The sequence below is a fragment of the Variovorax paradoxus genome, assembly GCF_009498455.1.
In the GTDB taxonomy this organism is placed as follows: domain Bacteria; phylum Pseudomonadota; class Gammaproteobacteria; order Burkholderiales; family Burkholderiaceae_C; genus Variovorax; species Variovorax paradoxus_H.
Genome location: NZ_CP045644.1, coordinates 5,065,268 through 5,091,712 on the forward strand (window position 1 = coordinate 5,065,268; position 26,445 = coordinate 5,091,712).

Here is a 26,445-nt window from a genome sequence, read left to right on the forward strand (position 1 = left end):
TCGCATGTCAAAGACACTCACTTCCCCGACGCTCCCGCCGGCTTCTCCCGCGAGCGGCGCCCCCGTGCGCGGCGACCGCGCGGCCAGCATCCTCCAGCGCCTGGGCATGCTGCCCGCGTTGCTGATCCTCTACCTCGTGTTCTGGGGCCTCACGGTCTACCTTGCGGGCGACGGCGGCTCGAACTTCGCGACCACCGCGAACACGATGAACATCCTGCGCCAGGTGTCCATCAACCTCGTGCTCGCGGCCGGCATGACCTTCGTGATCCTGACCGCAGGCATCGACCTCTCGGTGGGCTCGATGCTGGCCGTGTCCGCCGTGCTGGGCATGCTGGCCTCGCTCACGTCCTATGCGGCGCTGTCGCTGCCGGTGTTCCTTGTCGCGGGCCTGCTGATGGGGCTGCTCAACGGCACGACGGTGGCGCTGCTGAAGATCAACCCCTTCATCGTGACGCTGGGCACCATGACCGCGCTGCGCGGTGCCGCCTACCTGTTCGCGGACGGCACCACGGTGCTCAACAGCGAGATCCCCAGCTTCGGCTGGATCGGCAACGAGGACTTCCTGGGCCTGCCCTGGCTGGTGTGGATCGCCGCCGGCGTGACGTTGCTGTCGTGGGTCATCCTGCGCAAGACCATCCTCGGGCTGCACATCTACGCGGTGGGCGGCAACCCCGAGGCGGCCCGCCTCACGGGCATCGGCGTGGGCGGCGTGCTGCTCTTCGTCTATGCGATCAGCGGCCTGTTCTCGGGCCTGGCCGGCGCCATGTCGGCAAGCCGGCTGTTCGGCGCCAACGGCAACTGGGGCGCCGGCTACGAGCTCGATGCGATCGCGGCGGTGGTGCTCGGCGGCACCAGCCTCATGGGCGGCGTGGGCTCCATCGGCGGCACGATCATCGGCGCGCTGATCATCGGCGTGATCAACAACGGCCTGACCATCCTGGGCGTCTCGTCCTTCTGGCAGTACGTGGCCAAGGGCGTCGTGATCCTGCTCGCGGTGATCATCGACAGATGGCGCCAGAAGCAGGCGCAGCACTGAAGGCCATGATGACCCGAACCCCTGTCATCGGTGTCGACTTCGGCTCCGACTCGTGCCGCTGCGTGATCGCCGATGCTTTCTCCGGCGAGGAACTCGCCAGCGCGGTGGCGGCCTTTCCGCGCTGGGCGGCCGGCCTGTACTGCGACCCGGTGCGGCGCATCTTCCGCCAGCATCCGCAGGACCATGTCGACGCACTGACCCAGGCGGTGCGCGCGGCGCTGTCGCAGGTGGCGCCCGAGATCCGGGCCAGCGTGCGCGGCCTGTCGATCGCGACCACCGGCTCCACCTCGGCGCCGGTCGACGAAGCAGGCTGCCCGCTCGCCTTGCGGCCGGCCTTCGCCGACAACCCGAATGCCATGTTCCTGATGTGGAAGGACCACAGCGCCACGCTGGAGGCCGAGCAGATCACCGCCGCCGCCCGCACCTGGGGCGGCGTCGACTACACCGCGCACATCGGCGGCGTCTACTCGGCCGAGTGGTACTGGGCCAACCTGCTGTGGGTGTTCCGGCACGACGCGCAGGTGCGCCAGGCCACCGCGAGCTGGGTCGAGCATTGCGACTGGCTGCCGGCCGAACTCACCGGCACCACCGCACCGGGCCTCATGCGCCGCAGCCGCTGCGCCGCCGGCCACAAGGCGATGTGGAACGAGCGCCACGGCGGCCTGCCGTCGCAGGCATTTTTGAGCCACCTCGACCCGCTGCTCGACGGCATCCGCGATCGGCTCTACGAAGAAACCTGGACCGCCGAGACACCCATCGGCACGCTGACGCCCGCCTGGGCCGACCGGCTGGGCCTGCCCGGCGATGTGGTGGTGGGCGTGGGCGCTTTCGATGCCCACATGGGCGCCGTGGGCGCCGGCATTCGCGCCCACACGCTGGTCAAGATCATGGGCACCTCGACCTGCGACATCGTGCTGACGCCGACCGACGAACTCGCCGATCGTGTGGTCGAGGGCATCTGCGGGCAGGTCGACGGCTCGGTGATGGCCGGAGCCACGGGCCTCGAAGCAGGACAGTCGGCCGTCGGCGACGCCTTCGCGTGGTTCGCGCGGGTACTCGAGTGGCCGCTGCAGGACGGCGAGAGGGGCGAGGCGCGCGAGGCGCTGCGCGCCGACCTGCTGCCGCGGCTCGAGCGCGCTGCCGCGCTGGAGCCGCCGGGCGCGCACGGCGTGGCCGCGCTCGACTGGCTCAACGGGCGCCGCACGCCCTATGCCGACCAGACGCTGCACGGCGCGCTGTTCGGCCTGTCGCTGGGCAGTTCGGCACCGCAGCTCTACCGCGCGCTGGTCGAGGCCACCGCTTTCGGCGCGAAGGCGATCGTCGACCGGTTCACCGAGTCGGGCGTGCGCATCGACGAGGTGCTGGCCATCGGCGGCGTGGCGCGCAAGTCGGCGCTGCTGATGCAGATCCAGGCCGACGTGTTCGACCAGCGCATCCGCGTGGCGAAGTCGGAGCAGGCCGTGGCGCTGGGCGCCGCCATGTGCGCGGCCGTCGCGTGCGGTCTGCACGCCGACATCCCGGCTGCGCAGCAGGCCATGGCCTGCGGCTTCGACCTGGTCTACGAGCCGCGGCCGGCACAGGCCGAGGCCTACCGCGCGCTGTTCCGGCGCTATATGGAAATGGGCGCCCTGGTGCAGGGCATGAAGGAAGAGAAGGTGAGCGATGACGCTGCATAAAGAACTCAAGCGCGAGGCCTACGAGGCCAACCTGGAAATCCCGAAGCAGGCGCTGGCGCTGTACACCTTCGGCAACGTGAGCGCTTTCGATGCCCGCCGGGGCGTCTTCGCGATCAAGCCCAGCGGCATGCCCTACGAGGAGATGACGGCCGACGACATGGTGGTGGTCGACCTCGACTCGCGCGTGGTCGAAGGCACCCTGCGGCCGTCGAGCGATACCAGGACCCATGCGGTGCTCTACCGTGCGTTCGAAGGCATCGGCGGCGTCTGCCACACGCACTCGGTGCATGCGGTGGCCTGGGCACAGGCCCGGCGCGCCATTCCCATCTACGGCACCACGCACGCGGACCACCTCACGGTGGCGGTGCCGGTCACCGAAGTCATCAGCGACGAGGCCGTGGCCCGCGACTATGAAGAGGAAACCGGCTACCAGATCGTGCGGAGAATGCAGGGCATCTCGCCGCAGGAGGTCGAGATGATCGTGGTGTCGTGCCACGGTCCGTTCACCTGGGGCAAGAACGCGATGAAATCCGTGTACAACGCTCGCGTGCTCGAGGAACTGGCGCAGATGGCCTACCTCACGCAATCGATCGATCCCCTGGCGCGCGAGCTGCCGCCCGCCGTGATCCGCAAGCACTACGAACGCAAGCATGGCGCCAGCGCCTACTATGGGCAGACCTGACAGACACACAACTTCGCGATGACCCGAAACGCTTCCCGTCCCGCATCCAGGGCTTCCGAGCCGTCGTCCGATCTCTCGCGGCAGGAAGCCCTGCAGGCGACGACGGCGGAGCACCGTCACATGCTGATCCTGAAGGTGCTCGCGCAGGAGGGCGCTTGCCGCGTCAAGGACATGGCGCGCCGCTTCACGCTGTCAGAAATGACGCTGCGGCGCGACCTGCAGGAGATGCACGACGCCGGTCTGCTGAAGCGGGTGCACGGCGGCGCACTGCCGATCGGGCGCGACACCGCGTTCGGTGTTCGCATCCAGGAAGGCTCGTCGCAGAAGCAGCAGATCGGTGCGGCGGCGGTCGGCCTCATCCAGGACGGCTGGTCGATCTACCTCGATGCCGGCACCACCTCGATGGAAGTGGCGCGCGCGATCATGCAGGGCCTGAAGAACGTGAAGCGGCTCGCGATCATCACCAACGGCATCAACATCGCCGCCGAACTGGTGGGCCGCACGCCGTACGACATCTACGCGATCGGCGGCGAAATCTACGCCACCGGCGTGAGCGCGGTGGGCCCGATGACGCTGGCCCAGGTCGCGAACTTCCATTTCGACCTGTTCTTCATGGGCGCGCGCGGTGTCGATGCCGAGGTGGGCTGGACCAACACCAACCACCTGGAGACGCAGGTCAAGCACGCGGTGATGGAACGCAGCCGGCAGGTGTGCGCCATCGTGGACAGCCACAAGTGGGGCCAGCGCGCGCTGGTTTCGGTGGTGCCCTTCGGCGCCGTGACGCACTGGGTCTGCGATGCGCGGCTGCCGCAGGAGGCGCGCGACGCGGCGCTGGCCCAGGGCGTCGAGCTGGTGATCGCGGGCGCCTAGCCCGCCTTGGCCGCCCGCACCAGCGACGGCGTGGCCTTGTAGCTCTCGGGGAACAGCTTCTTCAGGTCGTCGATCTTCGGCAGGTCGTGCATCACGATGTAGGGCTGGTTGGGGTGCAGCGTGAGGTAGTCCTGGTGGTAGTCCTCGGCCGCATAGAAGGGCTTGGCCGTCTCGACCGTGGTGGCCAGAGGCTTGCCGAAGGTCTTGGCCTGGTTGAGTTGGGCGATGTAGGCGTTGGCGATGCGGGCCTGCTCGGCGTTTTCGGCGAACACGGTGGAGCGGTACTGCGGGCCGGTGTCGGGGCCCTGGCGGTTGAGCTGGGTGGGATCGTGCGCCACCGAGAAGTAAATCTGCAGCAGCTTGCCGTAGCTGACCTTGCGCGGGTCGTAGCTGATGCGCACGGCCTCGGCATGGCCGGTGCGGCCGGAGCCGACCTCGTTGTAGCGCGCGGTGCGGGCCTCGCCGCCCGCATAGCCCGAGAGCGCATTGCTCACGCCCTCGATGCGCTGGAACACGCCCTGCACGCCCCAGAAGCAGCCGCCCGCGAACACGGCGGTGGCGGTGGTGGCACCGGCTGGCGTGGCCAGGTCGACCGTCGGCGCTGGCACGCGGCGCGTGGTCTCGGCGAAGGAAGGGGCCGCGTGCCAGGCGAAAGCGGCGGCGGCTAGCGTGCCGGCGGCGATGGCGAAGAATTTCATGGCGGTCTTTCGAGAGGAGCGCATGGGAAGGACAGTGATCCCGATCCCGCCGACCGTCAATGGTGGCGGGTCGGGCGGAGAAAGAGGCTTACTTCTTCATCTCGTCCTTGCCCATCGCGTCCTTCTTCATTTCGTCCTTGCCCATGGCATCTTTCTTCATGCTGTCCTTGGCCATGCCGTCCTTCTTCATGGCGTCCTTGCCCATGGCGTCTTTCTTCATCCCGTCCTTGGCCATGCTGTCCTTCTTCATGCCGTCCTTGGCCATGTCGTCCGCGGCAAAGGCCGAGGCGCCGGCGAAGGCCATGCAGGTGGCGAGGAGGGTGGCGGTGAGCTTGTTCATTTGAATCTTCCTGAGTTGAGGTTGGGTTTCTTTGTCATCAAGATCGGCGCGGTCCCACGCTGGAACACGGCCTCGCGCTTTCTTCGGCAGTCGAGCGGCTGTGGCAGCCCCTCAGCTCCCTCCGAACCAGTTGTAGCCCTGGTCTTCCCAGTAGCCACCGGGATAGGTGTTCGTCACGTACATCGCCTGGATGTGCTTCGGGTTCTTGTAGCCAAGCTTGGTCGGCATGCGCAGCTTCATCGGAAAGCCGTACTTCGGCGGCAGCGGCTGGTCGTCGTAGCTCAGCGCGAGCAGCGTCTGCGGATGCAGCGCGGTCGGCATGTCGATGCTGGTGTGGTAGTCGTCCGCGCACTGGAAGCCGACGTACTTTGCGCTCAGGTCCGCCCCCACGTGGCGCAGGAAGTCGGCAAAGCGCACGCCGCCCCATTTGCCGATGGCGCTCCAGCCTTCCACGCAGATGTGGCGCGTGATCTGGTCCTCTTGCGGCAGGGCGCGCAGTTCGGCGAGCGTCCAGCGGCGCTTGTCGGCGACCATGCCGCTCACTTCGAGGCGGTAGGTGGCCTCGTCGACCTCGCGGATCTCGTCCACGCCGTAGTAGGCGTTGAACGGAAAGGGGCGCGTGATCTCGGCCGCGGTGTAGGTCGGCGCCAGCCGCGTCGGGCTGAAGAGCCAGCCCTGCACTTCGTCGTTGAAACGCGAGACTTTGTTCAGCGCGGCTTCCACGTGGCTGTCGTCGCTGATGCTGCAACCGGTGAGCATCGACAGGCCGCCCAGCGTCAGCGAACGGCGCAGGAACATTCGGCGCGAGGGGGCGTCGAGCTGGCGCTCGATGAGGGCGCGGGCTTCGCGCACCACGGCGTCGCCGTCGACTCCGACCAGGGGAGGGCGTTTGAAAAAGAGGCTCATGGGGTGTGGGGTGCGCGACCGCGCAGCATGGTGAGCAGGGTGCGGGGCACGAGCGCCACCATCACGAGGTGCACGGCAACGAAGGCCACCAGGGCTGCCATCGCAATGAAGTGGACGCGGCGCGCGGCTTCGTAGCCGCCCATCAGTTCGCGCAGGATGGGGAATTGCACCGACTTCCACAGCACCAGCCCCGACAGCACGATCGCGACCAGGTCGACGATCACGAACAGGTAGGCCAGCTTCTGCACATGGTTGTAGTGGCGCGGGTCGGCGTGCGAGAGCTTGCCGCCGAGCGCGGCCCGCGCATCGCGCCAGAGGCCGGCCGGCGTGAGCGGGAAGAACTTGCGCCCGAAGCGCCCGCTGGCAATGTTCAGCACCAGGTAGACCATCCCGTTGAACACCAGCAGCCACATCGCCGCAAAGTGCCACTGCAGCGCCCCGCCGAGCCAGCCGCCGAGCGTGATCGAAGCCGGAAAGCGAAAGTCAAAGAAGGGCGCCGCGTTGTAGATGCGCCAGCCGCTGGCCACCAGCACGAGCACGGCCAGCGCGTTGAGCCAGTGCGTGGCGCGCATCCACAGCGGGTGGATCGGTCGCTTGTCAGGGGCGGTGCGTGTCTGCATGGGCTGGATTGTTGGGCGCACCCCCTCGCCGATTCATCACGCAAAGTTCAAAGAATCGTGATAACTCCGGGGCCCGACTCGCGGGACAATCGCGGCCATGGACACCGCCAAACGCGTGCTGATCGTCGAAGACGACGCCCACATTGCAGAACTGCTGCGCATGCACCTGCGCGACGAGGGCTATGCGGTCGAGCACGCCGCCGACGGCAACGCCGGCCTGCGCGCGCTGGAGCGCGGCCAGTGGGACGCGCTGGTGCTCGACCTCATGCTGCCCGGCATCGACGGCCTAGAGATCTGCCGCCGCGCCCGTGCGATGGCGCGCTACACGCCGATCATCATCGTGAGCGCGCGGTCCAGCGAAGTGCACCGCATCCTCGGCCTCGAACTGGGCGCCGACGACTACCTGGCCAAGCCCTTCTCGGTGCTGGAACTGGTGGCGCGCGTGAAGGCGCTGCTGCGGCGCACCGATGCGCTGGCGCGCAACGCCCGTCTCGATTCGGGCAGCCTCACGCTGGGCAACCTCGACATCGAGCCGCTGGCGCGCGAGGTGCGCGTCGATGGCAAGCCCATCGAACTCACCCCGCGCGAGTTCGATCTGCTGTATTTCTTCGCGCGCCATCCCGGCAAGGTGTTCTCGCGCCTCGACCTGCTCAACCAGGTCTGGGGCTACCAGCACGACGGCTACGAGCACACGGTCAACACGCACATCAACCGGCTGCGCACCAAGGTCGAGGCCGATCCGGCCGCGCCGCGGCGCATCCTCACGGTGTGGGGGCGTGGGTACAAGCTCGCGGCAGACGACGCTGCACCCAAAGGTGACGCGCCATGATGGCTTGGGCCACGTTGTCGCGGCGCCTGTCGATCGCCTTCGCGGTGCTGCTGCTGGCCTGCTGCGGCGCCTCGGCGTGGCTGCAGATGCGCGCGGGTGCGCAGCATGCGCAAGAGGTGACGCAGCGGCTGTCGCTCGGGCTCGCGGCCCACATCGCGCAGAACACCGAACTCATGAAGCCCGGCGGCCTCGACCCGGTGGCGGTGAAAGACCTGTTCGACAAGCTCATGACCGTCAACCCCAGCGTCGAGGTCTACGTGCTGGGGCTCGACGGCCGCATCGAGGCCCAGGCCGCGCCGCCGGGGCACCTGAAGCGCGACAAGGTGGCGCTCGGCCCCATCCGCCAGCTGCTGGCCGGTGAGCGCCTGCCCATCGCGGGCGACGACCCGCGCAGCCCCGACGGCACCAAGGTCTTCAGCGCCGCGCCGCTGCGCATGGGTGGGCGCGACGCCGGTTATGTGTACGTGGTGCTGCAAGGCGAAGACCACGACGCGCTGGCCGCCAACCTCTCGGCCGACACCGTGCTGCGCACCACGCTGTGGTCGATGGCCTTGGTGGCGCTGCTGGGGCTCATCGCCGGGCTGGTGGCGTTCCGCCTCATCACGCGGCCGCTGCGCGAGCTGACGGCGGCGGTGCGCCGCTTCGAGGCCGAGGGCATCGAGGCGCTGGAGCGCGAGGCGCCCATGCCCGCGCCACTGCGCCGCGCCGACGACGAGATCGCGCAGCTGCAGCAGGCCTTTGAACAGATGACGCGCCGCATCGCCGAGCAATGGCGCGAACTCAGCCTGCAGGACCGCCAGCGGCGCGAGCTCTTCGCCAACATCTCGCACGACCTGCGCACGCCGCTCACTTCGCTGCATGGCTACCTCGAGACGCTGCTGCTCAAGGCCGGCACGCTCAGCGAAGATGAACGTCGCCGCTATCTGGAGATTGCGCTCGGCCAGAGCCGCAAGGTCGGTCGGCTCGCGCAGGAGGTGTTCGAGCTGGCGCGCCTCGAGTACGGTGTGGTCAAGCCTGAGAAAGAAAACTTCGCGCTCGCCGACCTCGTGCAGGACGTGTTCCAGAAGTTCGAACTCGCGGCCGAGGCGCGGCGCCAGCAGCTCAAGCCCGACATCGCGCCGAACCTGCCCGTGGTGTCGGCCGACCTCGGCATGATCGAACGCGTGCTGACCAACCTGCTGGACAACGCCATCCGCCACACACCGGCCGGCGGCGAGATCGAGGTGCGCCTGCGCCCGTCCGAGGCCGGCGTGGCGGTGCAGGTGAGCGACACCGGGCCCGGCATTCCTGGCGAGCTGCAGAAGGGCCTGTTCACGCGGCCGGCCTTTGCCGACGGTGGCACGCGCGGCGGCGGGCTGGGGCTGATGATCGTGCAGCGCATCCTGCAGCTGCACGGCAGCGACATCCGGCTCGTGCCGCAGACGGGCAAGGGCGCGGTGTTCCTGTTTCGGCTCGGGAGCGCAACGGGACGCTGAGGGTCGTTGAACCCGGCGGTCGGCGGGTTTGCCAGCGGGCGGCGGGCGATGCTACAAGCGAAGCGGCATCCCCCAAAAGAACCGAAGGAGACCCCCGACCATGCCCGCTTTCGAGACCGTCCTGATCGACAAGGACCCGCAGCATCCGCGCATCGCGCGCCTCGTGCTCAACCGCCCCGAGAAGCTCAACGCCATCGGCGACAGCACGCCCACCGACATCCGCCGCGCGGTCGAATGGGCCGAGGCCGACGACGAGGTGCATGTGATTGTGGTCGAAGGCGCGGGCCGCGCCTTCTGCGCTGGCTACGACCTGGGCGACTACGCCGAAGGCCAGGGCCGCGAAGGCCAGGCCGACCATCCCTGCCGGCAAGAGAAAACGCCGTGGGACCCGATGCTCGACTACGCCGCCATGAAGCGCAACACCGAAGACTTCATGTCGCTGTGGCGCTGCCGGAAGCCCACCATCGCCAAGGTGCACGGCTACGCGGTGGCGGGCGGCAGCGACATCGCGCTGTGCTGCGACCTGCTCACCATGGCCGACGACGCGCGCATCGGCTACATGCCCACGCGCGTGTGGGGCTGCCCGACCACCGCAATGTGGACCTACCGCCTCGGCGCGCTGCGCGCCAAGCAGCTCATGTTCACCGGCGACACCATCACCGGCACGCAGGCGGCCGACTGGGGGCTCGCGAATTTCTCGGTGCCGGCCGATCAGCTCGACGACGCCACGCTGAAGCTCGCGCAGCGCATCGCGGGCGTGCCCAGTTCGCACTTGATGATGCACAAGATGGTCGTCAACCAGGTCTGGCATTCGATGGGGCTGGAGCAGACGCAGATGTTCGCGACGGTGTTCGACGGCATCACGCGGCACAACCCCGAGGGGATGTGGTTTCGCAGGCAGGCGGAAGCCGAGGGTTTCAAGAGCGCTGTCGCATGGCGCGACAGCGGTCGGAACATTCCGGAGGGCGACGAGGCGAGGGCGCTTGTCGCTGAGCTTGAGGTCAAGCTTGCAGCGGCGCGGGCGGCGGTGCCGCCCGCGCGCTGAGGCACCTTCCTCAGGGAGGGCAGGCAGCCGAGTTGGCCAGGGCGAAGGGACGGGACGATGTCGTCGGTGCCCTGTCGTCCACGCCGATCGTGCTGCGCGAGAAGGTGCAGCCGTAGGTCGGTGCCGCCACGGTGGCGGCGGTGACGACGTCGTCGCCCGCGGGTTTCGGCCCGCCTTGCTCCCACTTGACCATCGCGTCGAAGGCTTCTGTCTGCTCCTGAACAGTGAAGTCGCAGTGCGTGATCCCGCGGATCGCGCGCTGCACCAACCACTCGCTGTTGCCCTTGGCGGCCACGCGCTTCTGGTAGATCTGTTGCATGCTGAAGGGCACATACAGATCGCCGAGCGTGTGCAGAGACACCACCGGAACCTTGAATTCGCCGTTGGCCTTGGGAATCCAGCGCAGGCCGTCGGTGCGCAGGCGGTTGGCGTCGGCGGCCGCGGTGAGCTTGAGCACCGAACTGTTGAGCGCTGTCGAGCCCGGCACGTCGCCGTCGATGGTGTAGGTGAAGCGGTTGGTGTCCAGCGTGTTCCGGTTCAGGATGCCGTTCACGGTGCCGTCGCTGCCGAACACGCCCCACACCGCCGCGAACGAGCCGCCCGCCGCCATGCCGAGGCCGAACATCGGACGCTCGCCACCGGTCAGGTTCTTCACCACCGAGACGAACTTCATGCCCGTGGCCGTGGGCACGGAGGGGAAGTTGGTGAACAGCGTGTTGGTGACCTGCGCGGAGATGTCCGACCAGTTCGGCGTCGGGTACTTCGGCAGGCCCGCCAGCGCCTGTGCCGTGACCTGCGCACCGGCGAAGTAGTCGAAGAGTTCGGTGTCGCCGACCACGCCGCACATCGGCACCGCGCCGTTGTACTTCACCTTGTGGTTGGCGGTGGCGAGAGCTTCGTCCTCGATCGCCGCCGCCGTGATGTGGCCACCCATGGAGTGGCCGGTGATGTATGTCTTCGTCGGTGCGGCCAGCTCGCGGCCGTTGGCCTTGGCGATCTTGTTGAACTCCAGTGCCAGCGCGTTGGTGTCTTCCACCCCCACCCGCACGTCATAGAAGTTCTTGCTGTAGCTCGATGCGGCCCAGGCGTAGCCGTTCTGGATCAGGTAGCGGCGGATCGACGGGTTGTTCACCGACAGCAGGTTGCTTTCGCCCGCATAGCCGTGCGCGTACATCACGAGCTTGCCGTTCCAGTTGGCCGGCACTTCGACGTGGTACTGCGCGCCGCCCAGCATGCCGGCCCAGCGGCTGGTGGTGGCGTTGTCGACCAGGTCGCTGGCGTCGGCCTTGAGCGCCGCGAAGGTGGTGGCCGATGGGTCGGCGGGCGCGAAGGCGTTGCGGGTGTCCTGCACGCGCGTTTCTTCGGGCGGGGGTGGCGGCGGTGCGGGAGGCGGTGGCGCCGGCGGCGCGGGTGCTGGCGCGGGCGGCAGGGGCGTGAAGGCAAAACCGTTGCCACCGCTGCCACCGCCGCAGGACGCGACGGCGAGGCTGGTTGCGAGGGCCAGGAGTGTCAGGCGTGCGGAATGCATGGGTTGTCTCTCTCCGTTCTTATGGGCGTTTGTCGAGAAGGTGCCCGGCGCAGCGCTGTGCATCGTCCGTTCGTGGTGAACGACCGTGCTATTTCACTGAGCCGGCGGCGCAGCGTAGGGGCGTTGCCGGGCGCGTCGGCCCGGGCTTTCCCGTAGCTGCTATCTCCTGCGCGACATCTGCGCGGGCGCAGTCAACCCTTGCGGCGTTTCACGATCACCGTGGCCTCGAGGCCTTCATAGGCCTCGGCGTCGCCGTACCAGCTGCCGGAGATGGGCGCCGCCAGCGCGGGGTCGCGCGCCACGCCCACGCGGATCAGCTGGCCGCTGCCCATGAGGTTGTTGGTCGGGTCGAAGGCCAGCCAGCCCGCGCCCGGCAGGTAGGCCTGCAGCCACGCATGCGTGGTGCCGGCGCCGGTGACGGATTCACCGGGCGCCTGCTGCGCGGTGTCGTTGTCGAGTGACGCGTCGTAGAGGTAGCCCGAGACGAAGCGTGTCGCGATGCCCAGGCGGCGCGTGGCTTCCATCATCAGCAGCGCGTAGTCGCGGCAGCTGCCGCTGCCCAGCGCGAGCGTCTCGAGCGGCGTCTGCGTGCCTTCCTCGTCGCGCGCCTTGTACTGGAAGCTCTGGCCGATGTGCGCGTTCATGCGCGTGAGCACGTCGCGCGTGCTGTTGGGCTGGTCGGTGTGCAGGAACTGGTGCGCCCAGCGGATCAGCGTGCCGTTGGCGTCGTCGTCGTGGTACGGGCGCAGGTAGTGCTCCAGGTCCAGCCGCTCTTCCACCGAGTAGGCAAAGGGCAGGAACTCGGCCGACGGGTCGAGCGTGAGCAGGTCGCGCTGCGACGGCGGCACATGCTCGATGGTGAAGGAGCACACGATGCGCAGCTCGGTCGCTTCGCCCAGGGGCTGCACCAGTGCGACGGAGTTCGAGTACGGGTCTTGAATCAGCCGCGTGAGGGCCTGCGGGCTCACCTGAAGGTCGGTGGCGAGCACGCGCAGGTCGTGGCTGTCACGCGGACGGAACATCACGCGGTGCAAGCCGAAAGTGACCGGCTTGTTGTAGCGGTAGACGGTGGTGTGGGTGATGTCGTACTGGATGGCCATCGTGCATTGTGCGGTGCGCGCGTGACGGCGGGTGGTGGGAAACCCAGTACGCGCCGATTCAGTCGGACCCGGGCCAGAGCCGCTGCGTGCCGAGCGCCTTGGCGAGCGTCCCGGGCAGCGGCAGCGGCTCCCCGTGCCACTGTGCCGCCAGCAACTCGGCGCACAGCGTGGCAAAGCTCAGCCCGCGCGAGCCCAGCGCGGTGCAGGTCCAGAGGCCATCGTCGGCACCCGGCGCCAGTGGGCCGACCAGCGGCCGGCGGTCGCCCGAGGCGCAGCGCACGCCGACCCAGGCGTGGGTTTCTCCGCGCGCGAAGGCGGGCGCGAGCGCGGCGGCGGCGCCGGGGTGCAGGCGTGTGAGCCGGTCGCGGTTGATGAGGCGGTCGGCGTCGGTGGCGGCGAGGTCGGTGCTGTCGCGGTCGAAGGTGGCGCCGATCAGCCACAGAGGCTGCGGCGCCTCGCCATCGGGCACGCCGGCAATCAGGTGGCCGTCGCCGTTGATGGGGGTGACGGGCAGGGCGCTGTCGTTCGCCCGGCCCCAGGCGACCTGGCCGCGCACGGGCTGCAGCGGCAGGTCGGGCGCGAAGTGGTGCGATTCGAAGCCTGCGGCCACGACGACGCGGTCGGCTTCTGCGAGCACGGTGTCGGCGTCGTCGAGCAGCTGCCAGCCGCCGTCCGAGCGTGCGAGGCGTGCCACGTGGCAGTTGCCGCGGAACTCGATGCCCGGCTGCGCCAGCCACGCGGCAATCAGTCGGTGCGGGCGCACCCAGGCCGCGCGCGCATGCCACAGCGCCGGCGTGTCAGGCGGCAGGCCGGCCGCTGCGAGCCGATCGGCCTGTGCAGGCCACGATTCGTTCGGTCCGTCCGCGCTCCAGCCGGGCGGCACGCGCACGTCGCCGTCGGGCCGGCGTTCGAGCGACCCGTGGGCGCCCCAGTCACGGCCGTGGTCGAGCCGTTGCGCGAGTTCTGTCCAGGTCGCACGGATGCCGGCGCGCGTGAGCCGCGACAGCAAGGCGTCGTCGGACGACACATGCGGCGCCAGCAGCCCGACCGGCAGGCCGGACGCGCCCGAGGCCGGCGCATCGGCCGCATCGAGCACCGTGACCCGCCAGCCGCGCCGCGCAAGGCTGGCCGCGACCGCGGCGCCCGCGAGCCCGGCTCCGATCACCGCGCAATGGCCGGACGCGTCGACGCCTTCACGCACCGGCTGGCGGCGCCGCACGGTCCAGGCGGGCGCGAACACGCCGCGCAGGCTGCCGGGGCCCGGGTCGAGCTGGAAGCCGTTCTGCGCTAGCGCATGACGCACCCCGTCGTCGTCGGTGCGGGCCGCGAGGCCGGTGCCCTGGCGAGCGAAGCGCGACACTGCCTTGAACGTGTCGGGCAAAGCAGTCGCCGGGTCGAAGCCGTCGAGAAAGAGACTGTCGGCCTCGAAGCGCTGGGCGCGCAGCATCGGCTGCAGCTCGCCGATGCACAGCGTGAGCAGCACGCGGCCGTCGTCGAAGGCCAGGCGATGGAAGCCCGGCAACAGCCCGGTCCATTGGCGGGCCAGTTGCTCGGCGAGCGGTGCGAGCGCCGGGTCGACTTCAGCCGCGCGCAGCAGATCGCCGGCCGGCGCCGGATGGGCGTCGACCGCAACGTAATGCAGCAGGCGCGGCCGGCGCGGGTCGGCGCGCCAGGCCTGCCAGGTTGTCAGGAAATGAAGGCCCGGCCCGAAGCCGGTTTCGAGAATCCGCCATTGCGGACGCCCGGACCAGGCGGGGGGCAGGCCGCAGCCGTCCAGAAACACACGGCGCGAAAGCGCCGATGTGTCGATGTCGAGGGGGGAGGTGTCGCCGGAGCGCGCGCCGAGCGGGGTGCCGTCGGCGGCCACGCTGGGCTCAGGCTGCGGGAGGGGGAACGTAGCCTTGCGCCACGTCGGCGCCTTCGCCGAAGAAGTGTTTTTCCATCTGGCGTGCCAGGTACTGGCGGGCGCGCAGGTCGGCCAGGTTCAGCCGGTTTTCATTGACCAGCATGGTCTGTTGCTTGAGCCAGGCGGCCCATGCTTCCTTGCTGACGTTTTCCCACAGGCGCTTGCCCAGGTCGCCGGGGTACGGCGGAAAGTCGAGTCCTTCGGCCTCTTTGCCGAGCTTGATGCACTGAACCATGCGTGCCATTTGATTGCCTCTTGTGGGGGAAAGCGGGTGCTTAGTTGATTTGGCTATTTAGAACTGAGAACTTGGTCGTTCCAGTTCCTATATGTCGTATTCAGAATACGCAGCTTCATTGATATGCCTTTTTAAGAGCAAGACACCATGAGCCTTCGCCGCGACTTTATCAAGCTTTCCCTGGGTGCCGGCGTGGCCGGTGCCTTGGCCCTGTCGGCATTGCCGTCGTTGTCGCAGGGCGCGGCGGGTGCCAAGGGTCCCGTGACACTGCTCAACGTGTCGTACGACCCGACCCGCGAGCTGTACGTCGACTACAACCAGGCCTTCGCCAAGTACTGGAAGGCCAAGACCGGCCAGGACGTGAGCGTCAAGCAGTCGCACGGCGGCTCGGGCAAGCAGGCCCGCTCGATCATCGACGGCATCGATTCCGACGTGGCCACGCTGGCGTTGGGCGGGGACATCGACGCGCTGGCCAAGCATGGCGGTCTCGTCAAGGCCGACTGGCAGAAGCGCCTGCCGCACAACTCAGCGCCCTACACCTCGACCATCGTGTTCCTGGTGAAGAAGGGCAACCCCAAGGGCCTGAAGGACTGGAGCGACCTGGTCAAGCCGGGCGTGCAGGTGATCACGCCCAACCCCAAGACCTCGGGCGGCGCCCGATGGAACTACCTGGCCGCCTGGGAGTTCGCCAAGCGCAAGTACGGCGGCGAGGCGCAGGCCAAGGAATTCGTCGGCAACCTGTACAAGAACGTGCCCGTGCTCGACACCGGCGCGCGCGGCTCGACCATCACCTTCGTGCAGCGCGGCGTGGGCGACGTGCTGCTGGCCTGGGAAAACGAAGCCTTCCTGGCGCTGAAGGAATTCGGCCCCGAGAAGTTCGAGATCGTCGTCCCATCGATCTCCATCCTGGCCGAGCCCAGCGTGGCGGTGGTCGACAAGGTGGTCGACAAGAAGGGCACGCGCGCGGTGGCCGAGGAGTACCTGAAGTACCTGTACTCCGACGAAGGCCAGGACATCGCGGGCCGCAACTTCTACCGCCCGACCTCGGACAAGGCCAAGGCCAAGTACGACAAGCAGTTCCCCAAGCTCACGCTGGTGACCATCGACGAAGCCTTCGGTGGCTGGGCCAAGGCCGACAAGGCGCACTTCGCCGATGGCGGCTCCTTCGATCAAATCTACGCGCCGAAGCAAAAGTAACCCCCCAGGCTGCGCGCACTTCGTGTCGCTTCGCCAACCCCCCTGCTGGGGGCGGGCCGGCCGCTTCGGGCGGCCGTGCGCGGCGGCCCCCACGCAATAGCGCTCCTCTTCATCGAACCAAGGTTTCCTGTGTCCGTTCTCCTGATTGCCGGCAGCCCTTCGGCCCCGTCCCGTTCCACCGCCTTGCTCGATGCGGTGGGCGAGCGGCTGGCCCAACGCCATGCGCGCATCGAGCGGCTCGCGATCCGCGAGCTGCCGGCGCAGGCGCTGCTGCTGGCCGAGTGGGCGCATCCGGCCATCGAGCGTGCCATTGCCCAGGTGGCGGCAGCCCGCGTGATCGTGGTGGCCACGCCGGTCTACAAGGCGGCCTACAGCGGCGTGCTGAAGGTCTTTCTCGACCTGCTCGCGCAGAACGCGCTCAAGGGCAAGACGGTGCTGCCATTGGCCACCGGCGGCAGCCCGCACCACATGCTCGCGCTCGACTACGCACTGCGCCCCGTGCTGCAGTCGCTGTCGGCGCGCCACATCCTGCCGGGCGTCTACGCGAGCGATTCGCAGATCGCGCTGACGCCCGAGAACGCCTACCAGGTGCACCACGATCTGGCGGAGCGCCTGAACGAGGCCGTCGAGGTGCTCGCGACCGAAGGCCTCAAGTTGCCGGCGACCCATGGCTTCGAGCCGGTGCCCTTTTCTCGTGTGCGATGTAGCGTCTGACGACCGGGTTCCTCGCTGAACCCGGCCCCGGCCAGACCTCTTTCCGTTCCCCGTTTTTTAGAAGCCGCCTGCGTGCGGCCGGGGTATCGCTTTGCCTCACGTTTTTGCACCAAGGAATTTCGCATGAACCCCGTCGCTCCCGAAGACTCCGTGTTCGAAGTCGCGCCGCGCTCCTTCTGGCAGGCGCTGCGCGACCTGGCGATCAGCGCCATCGTCGTCACCGCCATCGCGCTGATCGTGAGCTTCATCTCCGCCGCCTCGGCGCATGCCCAAGGCAAGCCCATCAAGGTCCGCGACGCGGTCGTCACCGCCCAGCCCTGAAAAAGTTTCAAAGGATCACATCCCATGACCCGCATTGCCATTCCTCGCCGCCGCCTGCTCCATGGCGCGGCCGCCGCCCTCGCGCTGCCGTCGTCGTTCGCCGCCTTGGCGCAGAGCCCGACGCGCCAGTTGCGCATCGGTCACCAGAAGGGCTACCTGAGCGTGCTCAAGGCCCGCGGCACGCTCGAGAAGCGGCTCGCGCCGCTGGGCGCGACCGTGAAGTGGACCGAGTTCACGGCCGGCCCGGTGCAGCTCGAGGCGCTGAACGTCGGCTCGATCGACTTTGGCGATGTCGGCGAAGCGCCGCCCATCTTTGCGCAGGCCGCCGGCGCGCCGCTGGCCTACGTGGGTGCCACGGTGCAGCGCCCGAAGGCCGAGGCGGTGCTCGTGCCCAAGGGCTCGGCGCTGCGGACCGTGGCCGACCTCAAGGGCAAGAAGATCGCGCTCAACAAGGGCTCGAACGTCCACTACTTCATCGTCAAGCTGTTCGAGAAGCACGGCCTGGCGTACAGCGACCTGAACCTGGTCTACCTGCCGCCCGCCGATGCGCGCGCCGCCTTTGAAAAAGGCTCGGTCGACGCCTGGGTGATCTGGGACCCGTTCCTGGCCGCCGCGCAGCAGTCGCTCGATGCGCGCATCCTGGCCGACGCCGTGGGCGTGGTCGGCAACCGCGCCTACTACTTCTCGTCGCTCGACTACGTGGCCAAGAACGCCGACGTGCTGGCGGTTGCGATCGAAGAGGTCAACAAGATCGACCAATGGGGCGCGGCCCACCGCAACGAACTGGCCGCCGAGCTGTCGGCGATCTGGGGCCTGCCCAAAGCGGTGGCCGACCTGTCGCAAGCCCGCACTGCCTATGGCACTGGCCCGATCACCAAGGCCATCCTGGCCGAGCAGCAGCAGATTGCCGACACCTTCTTCTCGCTCAAGCTGATCCCCAAAAAGATCAACGTGCTCGAAGCCGCCGGCGCGGGGATCGCGTGATGCAGATCTTCTGGTTCCTCCCCACGCATGGCGACAGCCGTTACCTCGGCACGAGCGAAGGCGCGCGCGCCGTCGACTTGCCTTACCTGCAACAGATCGCCGGCGCCGCCGACCACCTCGGCTACGAAGGCGTGCTCATTCCCACCGGCCGCTCCTGCGAAGACCCGTGGGTGATCGCGTCCAGCCTGATCGGCGCGACGACGAAGCTCAAATTTTTGGTGGCCGTGCGCCCGGGCCTGCACCAGCCCAGCCTGGCCGCGCGCATGGCCGCGACCTTCGACCGGCTCTCGGGCGGGCGCCTGCTCGTGAACCTCGTCACTGGCGGCGACCAGGCCGAGCTGGAAGGCGACGGCGTGTACCTCGACCATGCGGCGCGCTACGAGCAGTCGGCCGAGTTCATCCGCATCTGGCGCGAGATCATTGCGCGCAGCCACGAGACCTGCACCTTCGACTACGAAGGCAAGCACCTGAGCGTGAAGGGCGCGCGGCTGCTGTTTCCGCCGGTGCAAAAGCCGCATCCGCCCGTGTGGTTCGGCGGCTCGTCGGCCGCGGCGCACGACCTCGCTGCCGAGCAGGTCGATGCCTACCTGACCTGGGGCGAGCCGCCCGCGGAGGTGTCGAAGAAGATCGCCGACGTGCGCGCACGCGCCGAGCGCCAGGGCCGCAGCGTGCAGTTCGGCATCCGCCTGCACGTGATCGTGCGCGAGACCGAAGACGCCGCCTGGAAGGCCGCCGAAGAACTCATCAGCCGCGTCGACGACGACACCGTCGCGCGCGCACAGGCCGCTTTTGCGCGCATGGATTCCGAAGGCCAGCGCCGCATGGCCGCGCTGCATGCCGGCGGCGCCAAGCGCGGGCGCGCCGACCTGGAGATTGCGCCCAACCTGTGGGCCGGCGTGGGCCTCGTGCGCGGCGGCGCGGGCACGGCGCTGGTCGGCGATGCCAGGACCGTGGCGGCGCGCATCGAGGAGTACGCGGCGCTGGGCATCGACAAGTTCATCTTCTCGGGCTACCCGCACCTCGAAGAGGCCTACCGCTTCGCCGAGCTGGTGTTTCCGCTGCTCTCTCGCAAGGCGAAGACGCAACTCGCAGGCGGCTCGCTGAGCGGCCCCTTCGGCGAAGTCGTCGCCAACCTCGACGCGCCTTCCCGACTCGTCTCCCAAAGCTGAGGACACGCATGACCGAACAAGTACAGGAACTGCCGGCGGTGGCGCCGGCATCGAACACCGCAGAGGACGCAGGCAGCGCGCTGCGAGGCTTCGGCCTCAACGTCGCGAAGCGGCTCATCCCGTGGCTGGTGCCCGTGGGGCTGATCGTCGTCTGGCAGATCGCCTCGTCGCTGGGCTGGCTCTCGACGCGCGTGCTGCCGGCGCCGGTCGACGTGGTCAAGGCCGCGTGGGCGCTCACCGTGTCCGGCGAGCTCTGGACGCACGTGAAGGTGAGCGCGGGCCGTGCACTCGCGGGGCTCGCCATCGGCGGCGGCGCGGGGCTGGCGCTGGGCCTGCTCACCGGCTCGGTGAAGTTCTTCGAAACGCTGCTCGACTCCACCATCCAGATGGTGCGCAACATCCCGGCGCTGGCGCTGATTCCGCTCGTGATTTTGTGGTTCGGCATCGACGAATCGGCCAAGCTGTTCCTGATCTCGGTGTCGGTGTTCTTCCCGATCTACCTGAACACCTTCCACGGCATCCGCAACGTCGACCCGCAGCTCATCGAGATGGGGCGCACCTACGGCCTGTCGCGCTGGCAGCTGTACCGCGAGGTGATCCTGCCGGGCGCGCTGTCGTCGATCCTCGTGGGCCTGCGCTTCTCGCTGGGCCTGATGTGGGTGATCCTCATCGTGGCCGAGACCATCTCGGCGCAGGCCGGCATCGGCTACCTCACGATGAACGCCCGCGAGTTTTTGCAGACCGACATCGTGCTGGTGGGCATCCTGCTGTACGCGCTGCTCGGCAAGCTGGCCGACCTGTTCGCACGCGGCCTGGAGCAATGGTGGCTGCGCTGGCACCCGGGCTACCAGAAGAAGTCGGCGAAGTGAGGGCAGGGCACATGAACCACAACCTCATCAATCGCCGTACCGTCATTGCGACGCTGGGTGCGCTGAGCGCCGGTGCCGTGCTGGCGCAGCAGCAACGCCCCGTCACCGTGCGGCTCGGTTACCAGAAGTCGTCCACGCTGATCGCGCTCTTGAAGGTGCAGGGCACGCTCGAGAAACAGCTCGCGCCGCTCAACGTCACGCTGAGCTGGCACGAGTTCACGAGCGGCCTGCCGCTGCTCGAGGCGCTGAACCTCGACAACCTCGACATCAGCGCCGACGTGGCCGACACCGTGCCCGTGTTCGCACAAGCCGCGGGTGCCGACCTGACCTTTCTGGCGCAGGAAGCACCATCGCCGGCCGCGCAGGCCATCGTCGTGCGCGACGAATCGCCGCTCAAGACCGTGGCCGATCTCAAGGGCAAGAAGGTCGGCTTTGCGAAAGCGGCCGGCGCGCACTACCTGCTGATCGCCGCACTGGAGAAGGCCGGCCTCTCGTTCAAGGACATCGAGCCTGCGTACCTCACGCCCGCCGACGGCCGCGCCGCCTTCGAGAAGGGCGCCATCGACGCCTGGGTCGTGTGGGACCCGTTCCTGGCCGCGGCGCAGCGCCAGTCGAAGCTGCGCATCCTGGCCGACGGCACGGGCATCGCGTCGTACCAGCGCTACTACCTGGCCAGCACCAAGTTCGCGAAGGCACGGCCCGACGTGCTGCGCGTGGTCTACACCGAGCTGGAAAAAACCGGCCAGTGGGTCAAGCAGAACCCGAAGGAAGCAGCGGCCTTGCTCGCGCCCGTGTGGGGGCTCGACGCCCCGACCATCGAACAGGCCAACAGCCGCCGCAGCTACGCGGTGCGGCCCGTGGCGGCCGGCGGCCTGGCCGAACAGCAGCGCATCGCCGATGCCTTCTTCGCCGAGAAGCTGCTGCCCAGAAAAATCAATGCGCTGAACGTGGCGCTGTTCAACCCCGGGGCCTGAATTCATGAGTGCCGTTCTGAAAGACATCCAACCCCCCGCCATCGCCGGCGGCGTGCGCCTCGAGGCGCGCGGCCTGCACAAGCGCTACGGCGCGCGCGAGGTGCTGCGCAACACGCAGCTCACCATCGAGCCGGGCCAGTTCATCGCCATCGTCGGGCGCAGCGGTTGCGGCAAGAGCACGCTGCTGCGGCTCATCGCGGGCCTCGAAGAAGCCACTTCGGGTGGCCTGTACACCGACGGCAAGGTCGTGAGCGGCCTGCACGACGACACCCGCATCATGTTCCAGGAGGCGCGCCTCCTGCCCTGGCGCCGCGTGCTCGACAACGTGACGCTGGGCCTGCCGAACGACGCCAAGGCGCGCGGCAAGGAAGTGCTGGCACATGTCGGGCTGGCCGATCGCGAGAACGAATGGCCGGCGCGCCTGTCGGGCGGTCAGCGCCAGCGCGTGGCCCTGGCGCGTGCGCTGGTGCACCACCCGCGCCTGCTTCTGCTCGACGAGCCGCTGGGTGCGCTCGACGCGCTCACGCGCATCGAGATGCACCGCCTCATCGAGAACCTGTGGCAGCGCCACCGCTTCACCGCGCTGCTGGTGACGCACGACGTGCAGGAAGCCGTGGCGTTGGCCGACCGCGTGATCCTCATCGAAGACGGCCGCATCGCGCTCGACGAGAACATCGCGCTGGCCCGCCCGCGCTCGCAGGGCGACCCGGCCTTTGCCGCCATCGAAAAACGAATCCTCGACCGGGTGCTGCAGAAGTCCGAAGAGACCGATGTCGAAAGCACCGATGCCAGCTGGCTCACACCCCAAGCCCATGCCTTGCGCTGGGCGATCTGAGTCGTTTCATTCCTTCCCCATTTGAAAGGCAGTCGCATGTCGCAGAACTGGAAATTCGAAACCCTGTCGGTCCACGCCGGTTATTCGCCCGAGCCGACCACCCGTGCGGTCGCGCCGCCGATCTACCAGACCGTGGCCTACGCCTTCGACAGCGCGCAGCACGGCGCGGACCTGTTCGACCTGAAGGTGCCGGGCAACATCTACACGCGCATCAACAACCCGACGCAGGACGTGCTGGAGCAGCGCGTGGCCGCGCTCGAAGGCGGCATTGCCGCGCTGGCACTGGCCTCGGGCCAGGCGGCCGTGACCTACGCGATCCAGACCATCGCCGAGGCCGGTGACAACATCATCAGCAGCACGGCGCTTTACGGCGGCACCTACAACCTGTTCGCCCACACGCTGCCGCAGTTCGGCATCACCACGCGCTTTGCGGACCACCGCGATCCGAACAGCTTCGAGAAGCTGTTCGACGAGAAGACCAAGGCGGTGTTCGTCGAGTCGCTGGGCAACCCGGCCGGCAACGTGACCGACATCGCGGCCATCGCCGAGATCGCGCACCGCCACGGCGTGCCGCTCATCGTCGACAACACCGTGCCCTCGCCGTACCTGAGCCGGCCCATCGAGCACGGCGCCGACGTCGTGGTGCATTCGCTCACCAAGTACCTGGGTGGCCACGGCACCAGCATCGGTGGCGCCATCGTCGACTCGGGCAAGTTCCCGTGGGCCGAGCACAAGGAGCGCTTCAAGCGCCTGAACGAGCCCGACGTGAGTTATCACGGCGTGGTCTACACCGAGGCGCTGGGCCCGGCCGCGTACATCGGCCGTGCGCGCGTGGTGCCGCTGCGCAACATGGGCGCGGCCATCTCGCCGTTCAACGCCTTCCTGATCCTGCAGGGCATCGAGACGCTGGCATTGCGCATGGACCGCATCAGCAGCAACGCGCTCGCGGTGGCGCAGCACCTGAAGCAGAGCAAGGCCGTCAACTGGGTGAACTACGCCGCACTCGAAGACCATGCCGACTACGCACTGGCCAAGAAGTACTTCGGCGGTCGTTCGAGCGGCGTGCTGACCTTCGGCATCGGCGCGGGGCGCGAGGGTGGGGCGAAGTTCCTCGATGCGCTGAAACTCTTCACGCGCCTCGTCAACATCGGCGACGTGCGCTCGCTGGCCACGCACCCCGCATCGACCACGCACCGGCAGCTGTCGCCCGAAGAGCTGGCCCGGGCCGGCGTGACGGAAGACACGGTGCGCCTGTCGGTGGGCATCGAGCACATCGACGACCTGATTGCCGACCTCGACCAGGCGCTTGCTGCCGCGTCGAACTGATGCGGTGTTGCAAGCCATGACCACACTGCAAGCCCTTCCCGACGCTGCGCTCGACCAGCTGTTCCGTAAGGCGCGCACCGTGCACGCCTTCAAGCCGGTGCCCGTGACCGACGCGCTGATCCATCAGCTGTATGACCTCGTGAAGTGGGGCCCGACCGCCTACAACGCCCAGCCCGCGCGCTATGTGTTCGTGCGCAGCGAGGAGGCCAAGGCCAGGCTGAAGCCGGCCGTGTCGGCGGGCAACACCGCGCAGACGCTGCAAGCCGGCGTGACGGTGATCGTCGCGCACGACACGCGCTTCTACGAGCACCTGCCCACGCAGTTCCCCGCCTATGACGCGAAGCCCTTCTTCGAGAAGAGCGCCGACGCCGCGCAGGCCACGGCCTTTCGCAACAGCAGCCTGCAAGGCGCCTACCTGATCCTGGCGGCGCGCTCGCTCGGGCTCGACGCGGGGCCGCAGTCGGGGTTCAACGCCGACCTCGTCGACAAGGCCTTCTTCCCCGACGGCCGCTGTCGCGCGAACTTCCTCGTCAACCTCGGCGTGGCCGACCACGCCGGCACCTTCGAACGCGGGCCCCGGCTGGCGTTCGACGATGTGGCTGAGATCGTCTGAGCGCCGTTCGTTTTTTCACTCACAACCCCTGTCAACCCTGAAAGAGAAATCACCATGTCCATCCAAGCCATCAACGTCCGCAACCAGTTCAAGGGCAAGGTCCGCGAGATCATCCGCGGCGACGTCGTCTCCGAAGTCGATGTCGAAACCGCCTGGGGCATCGTCACCTCGGTCATCACCACGCGCTCGGTCGACGAGCTGCAGCTGAAGGTGGGCTCCGACGTGGTCGCCCTCGTGAAGTCGACCGAAGTTTCGATCGCCAAGCTCTGACGGACCCTCGGGCTTTGCGATTCCCCGGTGCTGTCTTTGGTGCCGGGGTTTTTCGTTTGGAGCCGCTGATTCGGGGCGTGTGCGCAGGCCACCGGGTACTTCCCTCCGCGAATGTCCTCCGGCCTGCGGCCTCCCCCTTGATTTCGCTGCGGGAAGCACCCAGTGTCCTGCGCACACCGAGCGCGGTCGTGGTGCTGCCCGATCAACGAACGCTCTGATGACGCTCACGTCGATGGGGTGCCTTGCGCAGCGAAATCAAGGGGGAGGGCGAAGCCCGGAGGACATTCGCGGAGCAAGGTACCCCGTCGACGGGAGTGCGCCCTGAAGCACCCGGGCCCAGAACTCCATAGATCACAAGGTTGTTAAGAATCGACTTTTGAGTTGTTTGACCTTCTTCAATGCACTCCTACAGTGGTGGTTATCGCCATCAGTGAAGATGGAATGACCAACGCACAACAGGAGTCGAACCGCATGTCCGTGGAAGTTGAAGATGTCATCGCCTTGCCGCCCGCCCTCGAACAAGCGCGCGCACAAGCTGCCGAAGCCGGTTGGCCCTATGCCGGCGGCGTGACGCCCCCCGTGGCCTGGCAACTGGTGCAGAACGGGCAGGCCGTGCTCGTCGACGTGCGCTCCGGTGAAGAGCGAAAGTTCGTCGGCCACGTGCCCGAAAGCCTGCACGTGGCGTGGGCCACAGGCACCGCGCTCACCCGCAACCCGCGCTTCGTGCGCGAACTCGAAGCCAGGCTGGCCAAGGACGGCGGCAAGGAGGCGGTGGTGCTGCTGCTGTGCCGCAGCGGCAAGCGCTCTGCACTGGCGGCTGAGGCGGCGGCCAAGGCCGGTTTCACGCAGGTCTTCAACGTGCTCGAAGGCTTCGAGGGCGAGATCGATGCGCGGCAGCACCGCGGCGGTTCCGACGGCTGGCGCTTCCATGGCCTGCCGTGGGTACAGGACTGAATCCGAAAAACACAGGCACACAGGGGAGGAAAAAACACATGGCTCAATTTGAAGTGAGCGACATCGTGCGCGCACTGCACGAGGTGCGCGACGAGTGGCGCGATTCGCAGCGCCGGTCGCGCGAGCCCGGTGCCCGCGAGTTTCCGTCGCGCGACGCGCTGGCGCAGATCGTCGAAGCGCTCAAGGGCGCGCTCTTTCCGATGCGGCTCGGCCCGCCGGACCTGCGCCATGAGAGCGAGGATTTCTATGTGGGCCACACGCTCGATTCCGCCTTGCAAGCGCTGCGGGTGCAGGCCCGGCTCGAGCTCAACTTCAATGCACGGCTCGCACCGCGCCCCGCGAGCGAGATCGATGCGTCGGCCACCGAGGCGGTGCGGCAGTTCGCGAACACATTGCCCGGCCTGCGCCGGCTGCTCGACAGCGACGTGCTCGCGGCCTACCAGGGCGACCCGGCCGCGCGCAGTGTCGACGAGGTGCTGCTGTGCTACCCGGGTGTGCTGGCGATGATCCATCACCGCCTCGCGCACCGGCTCTACGAACTCGACCTGCCGCTGCTCGCGCGCATCGTGGCCGAGCTGGCGCATGCGCAGACCGGCATCGACATCCACCCGGGCGCGACGATCGACGCGGGCTTCTTCATCGACCACGGCACGGGCGTCGTGATAGGCGAGACGGCCGTCATCGGCAAGCGCGTGCGGCTGTACCAGGCCGTCACGCTCGGCGCCAAGCGCTTCCCGACCGACGCCGAAGGCAACCTGCAGAAGGGCCTGCCGCGCCATCCTGTGGTGGAGGACGACGTGGTGATCTACGCGGGTGCGACCATTTTGGGCCGCGTCACCCTGGGCAAGGGCGCAGTCATCGGTGGCAACGTGTGGATCACCGACGACGTGAAGCCCGGTGCCAGCGTCACACAGGCCAGCCTGCAGAACAACAGCGCACCGAAGGCGGGCAGCGCATGAAAGCCTTTGTCGAAGACTTCGGCGTCACCGTGCGCCAGCTGCGCGAAGGGCAGGGCTGGTCGCAGGAGCAGCTGGCCGAGCGTTCCGATCTGAACCGCTCGTACGTGGGCGAGATCGAGCGCGGGCGTGTGATCCCGTCGATCGTCACGGCGCAGAAGTTGGCCACCGCACTGGGCATCAACATCGTCAACCTGCTCGCACGTTGCGAGCAACTGGAACAGTCGCGTCTTGCACGGCGGATCAACTTGGCGGCTATAGCCTGTTGAGGGGAAACCCGTGGTCCCCGGACACTGGGGACCACAGTGTTTTCTTCT

General features: G+C 68.1%; 29 protein-coding genes. 21 read left to right on the forward strand and 8 right to left on the reverse strand.

What is annotated here, in order from left to right; translation table 11 throughout:
* Positions 1 to 4 precede the first annotated feature (4 nt).
* From GFK26_RS23325 to GFK26_RS23340, 4 genes are read left to right on the forward strand one after another with little or no spacing between them, the layout of a single operon-like run.
* Positions 5 to 1,036: an ABC transporter permease subunit gene (locus GFK26_RS23325; protein WP_228121756.1), complete on the forward strand. Its 1,032-nt coding sequence runs from the start codon at positions 5 to 7 to the stop codon at positions 1,034 to 1,036.
* Positions 1,037 to 1,044: 8 nt separating this feature from the next.
* Positions 1,045 to 2,712, forward strand: coding sequence for a ribulokinase (locus tag GFK26_RS23330; protein ID WP_153284069.1), 1,668 nt, complete (start codon positions 1,045 to 1,047; stop codon positions 2,710 to 2,712).
* Entirely contained in the window at positions 2,699 to 3,394 is a 696-nt protein-coding gene (araD, locus tag GFK26_RS23335; RefSeq protein WP_153284070.1) for an L-ribulose-5-phosphate 4-epimerase AraD, read from the forward strand. Before GFK26_RS23330 ends, araD begins: the two co-directional genes overlap by 14 nt.
* A gap of 18 nt (positions 3,395 to 3,412) precedes the next feature.
* On the forward strand, positions 3,413 to 4,264 hold the full coding sequence (locus tag GFK26_RS23340) for a DeoR/GlpR family DNA-binding transcription regulator (RefSeq protein WP_228121757.1): 852 nt from the start codon (positions 3,413 to 3,415) through the stop codon (positions 4,262 to 4,264).
* On the opposite strand, the gene msrA is transcribed toward GFK26_RS23340, so the two are convergent.
* The 4 genes from msrA to GFK26_RS23360 all read right to left on the reverse strand — a co-directional run bounded on the left by msrA (position 4,261) and on the right by GFK26_RS23360 (position 6,828).
* The gene (gene msrA, locus GFK26_RS23345; RefSeq protein ID WP_153284071.1) at positions 4,261 to 4,962 is read right to left on the reverse strand and encodes a peptide-methionine (S)-S-oxide reductase MsrA; all 702 of its coding nucleotides are present in this window, start codon (positions 4,960 to 4,962) and stop codon (positions 4,261 to 4,263) included. The genes GFK26_RS23340 and msrA overlap by 4 nt on opposite strands.
* Positions 4,963 to 5,050: 88 nt before the next feature.
* Positions 5,051 to 5,302 carry a pentapeptide MXKDX repeat protein gene (locus GFK26_RS23350; protein ID WP_153284072.1) on the reverse strand — a complete coding sequence of 84 codons (252 nt, stop codon included), beginning with the start codon at positions 5,300 to 5,302 and terminating at the stop codon, positions 5,051 to 5,053.
* Positions 5,303 to 5,413: 111 nt separating this feature from the next.
* Positions 5,414 to 6,208 (reverse strand): molybdopterin-dependent oxidoreductase, encoded by a 795-nt coding sequence (locus GFK26_RS23355; RefSeq protein ID WP_153284073.1) that lies wholly within the window; start codon positions 6,206 to 6,208, stop codon positions 5,414 to 5,416.
* Positions 6,205 to 6,828, reverse strand: a complete 624-nt coding sequence (locus GFK26_RS23360; protein WP_153284074.1) for a cytochrome b/b6 domain-containing protein — start codon at positions 6,826 to 6,828, stop codon at positions 6,205 to 6,207. Before GFK26_RS23360 ends, GFK26_RS23355 begins: the two co-directional genes overlap by 4 nt.
* A 97-nt stretch (positions 6,829 to 6,925) precedes the next feature.
* On the opposite strand from GFK26_RS23360, the gene GFK26_RS23365 reads away from it, so the two are divergent.
* The 3 genes from GFK26_RS23365 to GFK26_RS23375 all read left to right on the forward strand — a co-directional run bounded on the left by GFK26_RS23365 (position 6,926) and on the right by GFK26_RS23375 (position 10,177).
* Positions 6,926 to 7,657, forward strand: coding sequence for a response regulator transcription factor (locus GFK26_RS23365; RefSeq protein ID WP_101491772.1), 732 nt, complete (start codon positions 6,926 to 6,928; stop codon positions 7,655 to 7,657).
* A complete protein-coding gene (locus GFK26_RS23370; RefSeq protein WP_153286082.1) occupies positions 7,657 to 9,132 on the forward strand; it encodes a sensor histidine kinase in 1,476 nt (491 codons plus the stop codon). Before GFK26_RS23365 ends, GFK26_RS23370 begins: the two co-directional genes overlap by 1 nt.
* Positions 9,133 to 9,232: 100 nt before the next feature.
* Positions 9,233 to 10,177, forward strand: a complete 945-nt coding sequence (locus GFK26_RS23375) for a crotonase/enoyl-CoA hydratase family protein (RefSeq protein WP_153284075.1) — start codon at positions 9,233 to 9,235, stop codon at positions 10,175 to 10,177.
* 10 nt (positions 10,178 to 10,187) lie between these two features.
* Here GFK26_RS23375 and GFK26_RS23380 read toward each other — a convergent pair whose 3' ends face one another.
* The 4 genes from GFK26_RS23380 to GFK26_RS23395 form a co-directional block, all read right to left on the reverse strand.
* Entirely contained in the window at positions 10,188 to 11,705 is a 1,518-nt protein-coding gene (locus GFK26_RS23380; RefSeq protein ID WP_153284076.1) for an alpha/beta hydrolase family protein, read from the reverse strand.
* A gap of 191 nt (positions 11,706 to 11,896) precedes the next feature.
* Positions 11,897 to 12,805: a transglutaminase family protein gene (locus tag GFK26_RS23385; protein WP_153284077.1), complete on the reverse strand. Its 909-nt coding sequence runs from the start codon at positions 12,803 to 12,805 to the stop codon at positions 11,897 to 11,899.
* A 58-nt stretch (positions 12,806 to 12,863) separates the two neighbouring features.
* Positions 12,864 to 14,672 (reverse strand): FAD-dependent 5-carboxymethylaminomethyl-2-thiouridine(34) oxidoreductase MnmC, encoded by a 1,809-nt coding sequence (gene mnmC / locus GFK26_RS23390; RefSeq protein ID WP_153284078.1) that lies wholly within the window; start codon positions 14,670 to 14,672, stop codon positions 12,864 to 12,866.
* Between the two features lie 7 nt (positions 14,673 to 14,679).
* Positions 14,680 to 14,955 carry an oxidative damage protection protein gene (locus GFK26_RS23395; RefSeq protein ID WP_013541095.1) on the reverse strand — a complete coding sequence of 92 codons (276 nt, stop codon included), beginning with the start codon at positions 14,953 to 14,955 and terminating at the stop codon, positions 14,680 to 14,682.
* 138 nt (positions 14,956 to 15,093) lie between these two features.
* Here GFK26_RS23395 and GFK26_RS23400 point away from each other — a divergent pair, with 138 nt between their 5' ends.
* The 14 genes from GFK26_RS23400 (at position 15,094) to GFK26_RS23465 (ending at position 26,397) form a co-directional block, all read left to right on the forward strand.
* Complete coding sequence (locus tag GFK26_RS23400) at positions 15,094 to 16,143, forward strand: sulfate ABC transporter substrate-binding protein (protein ID WP_153284079.1); 1,050 nt, start codon at positions 15,094 to 15,096, stop codon at positions 16,141 to 16,143.
* A 129-nt stretch (positions 16,144 to 16,272) separates the two neighbouring features.
* Positions 16,273 to 16,857: an NADPH-dependent FMN reductase gene (gene ssuE, locus GFK26_RS23405; RefSeq protein WP_099789623.1), complete on the forward strand. Its 585-nt coding sequence runs from the start codon at positions 16,273 to 16,275 to the stop codon at positions 16,855 to 16,857.
* Positions 16,858 to 16,980: 123 nt separating this feature from the next.
* Positions 16,981 to 17,178 carry a hypothetical protein gene (locus GFK26_RS23410; RefSeq protein ID WP_153284080.1) on the forward strand — a complete coding sequence of 66 codons (198 nt, stop codon included), beginning with the start codon at positions 16,981 to 16,983 and terminating at the stop codon, positions 17,176 to 17,178.
* A 24-nt stretch (positions 17,179 to 17,202) separates the two neighbouring features.
* Complete coding sequence (locus GFK26_RS23415; protein WP_153284081.1) at positions 17,203 to 18,162, forward strand: sulfonate ABC transporter substrate-binding protein; 960 nt, start codon at positions 17,203 to 17,205, stop codon at positions 18,160 to 18,162.
* A complete protein-coding gene (gene ssuD / locus GFK26_RS23420; RefSeq protein ID WP_153284082.1) occupies positions 18,162 to 19,331 on the forward strand; it encodes an FMNH2-dependent alkanesulfonate monooxygenase in 1,170 nt (389 codons plus the stop codon). Before GFK26_RS23415 ends, ssuD begins: the two co-directional genes overlap by 1 nt.
* A gap of 8 nt (positions 19,332 to 19,339) precedes the next feature.
* The gene (gene ssuC / locus GFK26_RS23425) at positions 19,340 to 20,200 is read left to right on the forward strand and encodes an aliphatic sulfonate ABC transporter permease SsuC (protein ID WP_153284083.1); all 861 of its coding nucleotides are present in this window, start codon (positions 19,340 to 19,342) and stop codon (positions 20,198 to 20,200) included.
* 11 nt (positions 20,201 to 20,211) lie between these two features.
* Complete coding sequence (locus GFK26_RS23430; RefSeq protein ID WP_153284084.1) at positions 20,212 to 21,174, forward strand: aliphatic sulfonate ABC transporter substrate-binding protein; 963 nt, start codon at positions 20,212 to 20,214, stop codon at positions 21,172 to 21,174.
* Positions 21,175 to 21,178: 4 nt separating this feature from the next.
* Positions 21,179 to 22,009, forward strand: a complete 831-nt coding sequence (locus tag GFK26_RS23435) for an ATP-binding cassette domain-containing protein (protein WP_153284085.1) — start codon at positions 21,179 to 21,181, stop codon at positions 22,007 to 22,009.
* A gap of 36 nt (positions 22,010 to 22,045) precedes the next feature.
* The gene (locus GFK26_RS23440; RefSeq protein WP_153284086.1) at positions 22,046 to 23,335 is read left to right on the forward strand and encodes an O-acetylhomoserine aminocarboxypropyltransferase/cysteine synthase family protein; all 1,290 of its coding nucleotides are present in this window, start codon (positions 22,046 to 22,048) and stop codon (positions 23,333 to 23,335) included.
* A gap of 16 nt (positions 23,336 to 23,351) precedes the next feature.
* Complete coding sequence (locus GFK26_RS23445) at positions 23,352 to 23,948, forward strand: malonic semialdehyde reductase (RefSeq protein WP_153284087.1); 597 nt, start codon at positions 23,352 to 23,354, stop codon at positions 23,946 to 23,948.
* A 54-nt stretch (positions 23,949 to 24,002) separates the two neighbouring features.
* Positions 24,003 to 24,218, forward strand: a complete 216-nt coding sequence (locus tag GFK26_RS23450; protein WP_007829250.1) for a TOBE domain-containing protein — start codon at positions 24,003 to 24,005, stop codon at positions 24,216 to 24,218.
* Between the two features lie 471 nt (positions 24,219 to 24,689).
* Positions 24,690 to 25,172 carry a rhodanese-like domain-containing protein gene (locus GFK26_RS23455; protein ID WP_153284088.1) on the forward strand — a complete coding sequence of 161 codons (483 nt, stop codon included), beginning with the start codon at positions 24,690 to 24,692 and terminating at the stop codon, positions 25,170 to 25,172.
* A gap of 38 nt (positions 25,173 to 25,210) precedes the next feature.
* Positions 25,211 to 26,131: a serine O-acetyltransferase EpsC gene (gene epsC, locus GFK26_RS23460; protein ID WP_153284089.1), complete on the forward strand. Its 921-nt coding sequence runs from the start codon at positions 25,211 to 25,213 to the stop codon at positions 26,129 to 26,131.
* The gene (locus GFK26_RS23465) at positions 26,128 to 26,397 is read left to right on the forward strand and encodes a helix-turn-helix domain-containing protein (RefSeq protein ID WP_099789595.1); all 270 of its coding nucleotides are present in this window, start codon (positions 26,128 to 26,130) and stop codon (positions 26,395 to 26,397) included. The genes epsC and GFK26_RS23465 overlap by 4 nt, the downstream gene beginning before the upstream one ends.
* The last annotated feature ends 48 nt before the right edge of the window (positions 26,398 to 26,445 follow it).